Consider the following 477-nt stretch of genomic DNA (forward strand, 5'->3'; position numbering starts at 1 on the left):
AACGGCATCTATCACGACCTGCAGCACGTGATGGATTTCTACAACGAGCGCAATACCAACCCGGGCAAGTTCTACCCGCGCGGCGCCGACGGCAAGATCCACCAATACGACGACATCCCGGCCAGGTACCTGGCCAACGTCGACGTGACCGACGCGCCGTTCGACCGCAAGTTCGGCGACCAGCCGGCCATGACGCAGGACGACATCAAGGACATCATCGCCTTCCTGCAGACGCTCGACGACGACCCGGTGCCGAGCCACTGAGGCCCGCCCCTGCCTGCACCGGCCGGCGCTCCAGCCCGGCCGCCACGCCCCGGATTTTCCGGGGCGTTTTTTTTGATCCCGGCGATAGCGGTTGCCATGAAGATCCTGTATTGCAAAATATCCACGCCTTTCAATTTCATTTCAAATTCGCCACACATTTTAACAATTCCGCAGTGTGTAATTCCCCGCGCAATCGATCAAAAAAATTTAGAT

1 pseudogene is annotated in these 477 nt (G+C 58.1%); it reads left to right on the forward strand.

Annotated features, from left to right (window positions below):
* Positions 1 to 264 (forward strand): annotated as a pseudogene (locus tag FQ755_RS12900) (cytochrome-c peroxidase); the annotation flags it as partial.
* Positions 265 to 477: the final 213 nt, after the last annotated feature.

It is taken from the genome of Paraburkholderia sp. BCC1885, assembly GCF_900996235.1.
In the GTDB taxonomy this organism is placed as follows: domain Bacteria; phylum Pseudomonadota; class Gammaproteobacteria; order Burkholderiales; family Burkholderiaceae; genus Paraburkholderia.